Consider the following 6000-nt stretch of genomic DNA (forward strand, 5'->3'; position numbering starts at 1 on the left):
AAAATAGGATTTTAAATCTCTATTCTCTTTTTTAACAAAATTAGAACTATGCAAAAAAGCATTTTAGCTGCTATAGCTTTTGTATGTTGCCTAAATATGAACGGTCAGGAAATTAATCCTGATAATCCTGGCACTACAAAATCAAAAAAATATTTAGAGGATAATTGGAGAAAATTATCGAATGAAGGTAAGAACATAGAGGCTGCCAGTGAACTTTTATATCTTGTAATGTCTGATTCTACTAGAAATAAGCATGCAGATTACTGGCATATTGGTCAAATTTATGCAATGGATAATCAATATGAAAAAGCGGTTATAAATCAATGCAGGGAATAACAGAAGAAAGTGATCAGCAATTTTGGTGGTATTATAAAGGAACACTTGCCTTTTTTGAAAGAGATAAAAAGGCATTGAAAAAATACTTAGAGAATTTAGAAGCTAACCATACTTCTTATTACGAAAACAATTATAAAATTTTGAAGTCCTTATACGAAAATTTCGATAAAGGTTATCTAAAAGCTTCCAATTGGAAAAAAGAAGAGAGTTAAACTTTGCATTAAGAGCGGTTAAGGATTATTATTTCTGAATAAAAAGAGGCATTCTCAATCTATAAAATTGAAATTCGGTGTTTTTTGGCTAAATTTAGGTTTTGCAGACTTTTAATTCGATTTCATTACAAAATGATCGGTCTATAATTAGGAATAAATTCATAAGGCGAGTCGGCAAAAAATATTGCTTAAAATAATCAATATTATCGAAGAATTCATCCAACAATACCTTAAGCAGCTCTCCTACTCTACTCCGCAGGAAAAGGAATTTATCAAGCAGCATTTAAGTGTAAAATTCTATAAAAAAGGTGACTATTTTTTAGAATCTGGCCAGGTACAAACCGAAATGGGTTTTATTTGCAGCGGACTCATTCGGCGTTTCTATATCAACGAAAAAGGAAATCAAATTACGACTGGTTTTACCAAAGAAAACGAATATATCACCGATTATCCTGCGTTTATTAGGCAGCGTGCTTCAAAATATTACCTACAATGCTTAGAACCAACGACCATTGTAAACTTACCCTATAAAATTATTCATGAATGCTATGCTAAATTTAGAAATAGCGAAATGCAGGGACGCTTAATTGCTGAAAATGTGCTCACGATTCTAAACGATCGCGTAGAAAGTTTTTTGTTTAATACTGCGGAAGAAAGGTATCTGAAATTCATTTCAGAAAACCCAAACCTTATCCAAAGAGTGAGCTTAACACATTTGGCGTCTTTCTTAGGAATTGAACGACAATCTTTAAGCAGAATTAGAAGTAAACTGGCTAAAAACTAATTTTGTCACAAATGTGACAGGTATCAAAGACAATGAAATCAGATCTTTACACTATCATTAAAACCTAAAAAAATGACTTTTACCAGATCTTTTCGTTTACTTTTCATTTGGCCTTTAATTCTTATTTCGACTTTAGTTATCGGTCAAGAACAGCAACAAGAAGCAAATATTCATCAAATCATTCAGCAGCATTCCGCAGAAATTTTTGACAGTTTGGTTGAAATCCGCAGAAATTTTCATCGCAATCCTGAAGCTGCCGGAGAAGAAGTAAAAACTTCAGCAAAAATCATCGAATATCTACAAAATCTTGGCTTAGAAGTTCACCAAAATATTGGTGGTAACGGCGTAGTTGGAATTTTAAAAACCAACAAAAAAGGTAAGAAAATCGCCTGGCGCGCCGATATAGATGCTCTAAAAACTGATCTTCCAGATGTGGTTTCTTACGAATCTAAAAATAAGGGCGTACGCCATATTTGCGGTCACGATATTCACGCAAGTGTTGCATTGGGAATCGCGAATGTGCTCAGCAAAATTAAAGACCAGTTGAGTGGAACGATCTATTTTATTTTTCAGCCTGCGGAAGAAAACTGGCAGGGCGCGAAAGCGATGATCGATGATGGTTTGTTTGAAATTATCGATCCAGAGGAGATCTATGCGCTTCATCTTTCACCAATGCCGGAAGGAATTATCGCCACCCGAGCTAAAAATCTTTTTGCTGATTATAAAGTCATTCAGCTGAAATTCGATAAAAAAGAGGATGCTTCTGAATTGACTAATTACGTAAAAAACCTTCTTGAAAATCTTCAAAATGTAACAAATGACAGTCCGTTTTGGGATATGCAGACATTAATGGATCCAGAACTTGGACTAATAAACCCTAACACTATTTTCAAAGATTATGTGACTTTAAATTCTGAAGTATTTATAAACGAAAATGAAGAAAACCTGATTGTCAAAGTTGCGTTGAGTGCCAGCGATCCAGACAAATTAAATTCGCTTTTAAAACAATTAAAATCGGAAATTAGTCATTCAGAATTTTCAGAAAAGCTTATCGAGATTCAGTTTACAGAAGAAATTGCTTTGGTGTTAAACGATAAAAAACTTACTGAAGATGCTATTCAACAAATTAGTGAGGTTTATGGCAAACAAAGCTCCATCAATTTACACGGAATTATTCCAGACGGGCGTAGTGACGATTTTGCATATTTTCAGCAGAAAATTCCCGGTGTTTATTTTTTAATGGGCGGCTCTAATTATCAAAAAGGAATCATTTCAATGCCGCATTCGCCAAATTTCAATGTAGACGAAAATTGCATTAAAACCGGAGTTCAGTATTTCTCCTCTTTAATTGCTGAAAAATTGAAGTAATTTGAAGTATATTCTAGTATTAAAAATATAGCCAGTTTTATACAATCTTAGCCTAAAAGTTTCAGAACATAGACTAATGCGTTAGGAATAATTATTCCGAAGAAATCTGAATACAGTAATTGATAAGCAAAATAGAAAGCTCCACAAATACTTAAATTTCAAAATATTAACAGTTTATGGTTCAATTTTTATCTATTTTTAGCCACTGATTATCAATGGTTTTATGCTGGACGTTTATGAAGAACCCTATTACACTTTCGCCGTTAATTCATCGTGGGGAACAACAAATTGCGATAAAATTTAATAACGATAACAAGACCCGAGGCTTTATTAAGTCTTACAAGGATGTAAAATGGTCTCAGACGCTACGGACATTTTACGTAAATTACACTCCGCTTCAAATTATCGATTTATGTGATTTTTATAGGGATGGCGGTTACGAGGTAAATACGGATTCTTATACCAATTTAGAGGTTCCCGATATTTCTTCCAACGAAAAAGTATCGATTAGTACTGAAGATTCAAAACCTACAAGTAAGCAATTGTACCTGGCTTTACCCAACGAACATCGATATATTTTAAAAAACTATATTGGGTATTTAAGAGGAAAAAGGTTAAGTAAAAGTACGATTAAGAGCTATGGCTATTTTTGTTTACGATTTATGGATCTTCATAAAAATAAACCGATAAATGATTTTAATAATAGAGATTTAGATTTGTTTATGACCAACGTGATGGCCAAAGAGCATTATAGCATTAGTAGCCATCGCCAATGTGTAAGCGCCTTAAAATATTTAACTGAATTTTGCGAAATCGAAAGTTTTGACGCCAGCGAATATCATAGGCCAAAAAAGAGTAAATATTTACCGGTAATTTTATCTGATCATGAAATTTTAAAATTGATACAAGTTACGAGAAATTTAAAGCATCGCGCTATTATCGCATTGTTATATTCTGGTGGATTACGCATTGGGGAACTATTAAAACTAAAACAAAACGATATTGATTTCTCCAGAAATGTGGTGCATGTGCGGCAGGGAAAAAACCGAAAAGATCGTGTGGTTCACTTAAGTGAAACAATAAAACCACTTTTAAATAACTACCTGTTAACCTATACTCCTCAACACTTTTTAATTGAAGGCAGAGATCACAGCCCTTATACGGCCAGTGCGGTTAGAAACTTTTTAAAGATTAGTTGTAGGCAAGCGGGTATTTTTAAGAAAGTGACACCACATACGCTTAGACATAGTTACGCAACACATATGTTGGAAAACGGTGTCGATATTCGTTATATTCAGGAGCTTTTGGGTCATTCTAAGCCAGAAACCACGATGATTTATACGCACGTAGCACAAAAAGATCTGAACAAAATAAAGAATCCATTAGATATCGCTGTAGAACGTATAACAAATAACTCAAAAGGAGACGAAAAAGTGTTGATATCCGGAAATTAAAGCGAATAAAAGACTATTTTTATGGAGATATAACGAGTTAGCTGCAAGCTGAAAAAAACTCTAATCATACAATTTCAAAATTTAAAAAAAATGGAAGACAAAAAAAACGATAAAAAGAAATATGGGAAATTCTTTGCGATGATTGCGACTTCAATGATTGCAATGTTTCTATTAATGTACACTCACTCTTATCAAATAATCGACCACTTTTGGTTTAGTGAAACTCGATTGTTTATGACCATTATTATGGGTGGTTCTATGATAATTATTATGCTTCTCTATATGCTAAATATGTATCAGAGTAAAACAACCAACATTGCAATATTGGGATTGGGAGCCTTAATGATAGTCGGAGCAATTTGGTTAGTAAGAAGTCAAGTAACCGTGAGTGATACTGATTATATGGAAGGAATGATTCCACATCATTCGATTGCAATATTGACAAGCGAAAGAGCAAAAATCAAAGACATAAGAGTCCGAAAACTTGCGGACGAAATTATCAAAGCTCAACGCAAAGAAATTATGGAAATGGAATGGCTGATTAAGGATATTAAAGAAAATGGAATAGTAGAAACAGAAGGAGAAAAGGAAAATAGACCTATTCCAAAATTTGAAGGACGACTGGAAAAAGAAACCAAAAATATTGAAATTAAATAAAAAGCCAGCAGCTAACAATGGCTATAAGTAATTGCTTGTTCTCGCCTGCTTTGGAAATTCCTGCGGAATTTCCAACTCGGTGTGTGCTTTTAAAGTTAAGTGCTAAACCACGCAACTACTCATAGCCCAACCGTTAACTACAATTGCTCCAAAACTCACTCAAACGGGTGATGATTATGAAAATAATCGGTTCCAAATGAAATTCAAAATTGATAAGAGAAATTCAAAACAAAGAAAAAGGGACACTCAAAAAGCGAAAATCGATTAATTGTAAATCAATTTTTTAAAGCTTCATTTTTATCCAAATACAAAATTTCTGACAAAAACTAAATAAGAAAACTTAGAACTCAAAAAAAACGTTTTAATTTCAAAAGAAAGAACTTACTCAACCGAGAAAAGAGTGAAAACAATCGAAAATCTACAGATTGAAAGCTTTTTTTAGTGGGAAATTAAATTTTAAAATGACAAAAACAGAACGGATTAGATTCAATGAAAAATTGAATAAAAAAGACAAAAATTTAAACAAAAATAATTCGGAGAAACTCAAAAATTTTAAAAACTTGACTTCTACTCTACTCTGACAAATGAAAATTAAAGTTTCCAATAAAATAATAATCCAAAATTGATAAAATCAACTAAAATTATTGAAATATAAAAAGCAGAACGCGTCGCAAAAGTAGTTAACAAGGGTTATAATTCATTGCGGCGGAATTTCCTAACGGAAATTCCAGCTTTTTTGCTAAATTTATCGAAATGGTTGAAAATCCTAGTGGATTTTCCCGCAACGAAATCATAACCTAAACCGTTGTAAAAAATAGCTCCTGACCCAATCTCCCTCTGAAAACAGAACTGACCGCAGAAAAAATAATATTCAAAATTCGATAAAATCAGACCATTTTTTTAAATTTTAAAGAATTGAGAACTGACAAAATCACTCTCTCTAAATCTTCTAAAACAAAATTGGAACTAAATGGATTAGCAACAACGCGGACAAAAAATCAGGGAAAATAACGATGAAATTGTATAAAATTAGACTCTATTTATTAGTTCAGTAGAATGGATGAATCATTTTGTAGAAAATTCGGTTTAAATCCAAATTAAGAACTGAAATAGCCGATCATACCGCAGAACCAATCTCTCCCAAAAAGTTATAATTGAGAAATTCAGCTGGATGAGCCGGTCAAAGTGA

Annotated in this window: 6 protein-coding genes; all 6 read left to right on the forward strand. The window is 32.8% G+C overall.

Annotation, left to right across the window (positions count from 1 at the left end; all coding sequences use genetic code 11):
* Window positions 1–48: 48 nt before the first annotated feature.
* The 6 genes from IIF7_RS21050 to IIF7_RS06125 all read left to right on the forward strand — a co-directional run bounded on the left by IIF7_RS21050 (window position 49) and on the right by IIF7_RS06125 (window position 4811).
* Window positions 49–336, forward strand: a complete 288-nt coding sequence (locus tag IIF7_RS21050) for a hypothetical protein (RefSeq protein WP_245801547.1) — start codon at window positions 49–51, stop codon at window positions 334–336.
* Window positions 324–548 (forward strand): hypothetical protein, encoded by a 225-nt coding sequence (locus tag IIF7_RS21055; protein ID WP_245801548.1) that lies wholly within the window; start codon window positions 324–326, stop codon window positions 546–548. The genes IIF7_RS21050 and IIF7_RS21055 overlap by 13 nt, the downstream gene beginning before the upstream one ends.
* A 184-nt stretch (window positions 549–732) precedes the next feature.
* The gene (locus IIF7_RS06110) at window positions 733–1332 is read left to right on the forward strand and encodes a Crp/Fnr family transcriptional regulator (RefSeq protein WP_245801549.1); all 600 of its coding nucleotides are present in this window, start codon (window positions 733–735) and stop codon (window positions 1330–1332) included.
* Between the two features lie 72 nt (window positions 1333–1404).
* On the forward strand, window positions 1405–2700 hold the full coding sequence (locus IIF7_RS06115; RefSeq protein ID WP_084840790.1) for a M20 metallopeptidase family protein: 1296 nt from the start codon (window positions 1405–1407) through the stop codon (window positions 2698–2700).
* A gap of 236 nt (window positions 2701–2936) precedes the next feature.
* Window positions 2937–4154, forward strand: a complete 1218-nt coding sequence (xerA, locus tag IIF7_RS06120) for a site-specific tyrosine recombinase/integron integrase (protein WP_084840791.1) — start codon at window positions 2937–2939, stop codon at window positions 4152–4154.
* 90 nt (window positions 4155–4244) lie between these two features.
* Window positions 4245–4811 (forward strand): DUF305 domain-containing protein, encoded by a 567-nt coding sequence (locus IIF7_RS06125; protein ID WP_084840792.1) that lies wholly within the window; start codon window positions 4245–4247, stop codon window positions 4809–4811.
* Window positions 4812–6000: the final 1189 nt, after the last annotated feature.

The sequence above is a fragment of the Zunongwangia atlantica 22II14-10F7 genome, from assembly GCF_002094855.1.
Lineage (GTDB): Bacteria > Bacteroidota > Bacteroidia > Flavobacteriales > Flavobacteriaceae > Zunongwangia > Zunongwangia atlantica.

Coding starts and splice junctions, on each gene's coding strand:
- IIF7_RS21055 (WP_245801548.1), top strand. CDS start 324: ATGCAGGGAATAACAGAAGAAAGTGATCAGCAATTTTGGTGGTATTAT.
- IIF7_RS21050 (WP_245801547.1), top strand. CDS start 49: ATGCAAAAAAGCATTTTAGCTGCTATAGCTTTTGTATGTTGCCTAAAT.
- IIF7_RS06115 (WP_084840790.1), top strand. CDS start 1,405: ATGACTTTTACCAGATCTTTTCGTTTACTTTTCATTTGGCCTTTAATT.
- xerA (WP_084840791.1), top strand. CDS start 2,937: ATGAAGAACCCTATTACACTTTCGCCGTTAATTCATCGTGGGGAACAA.
- IIF7_RS06125 (WP_084840792.1), top strand. CDS start 4,245: ATGGAAGACAAAAAAAACGATAAAAAGAAATATGGGAAATTCTTTGCG.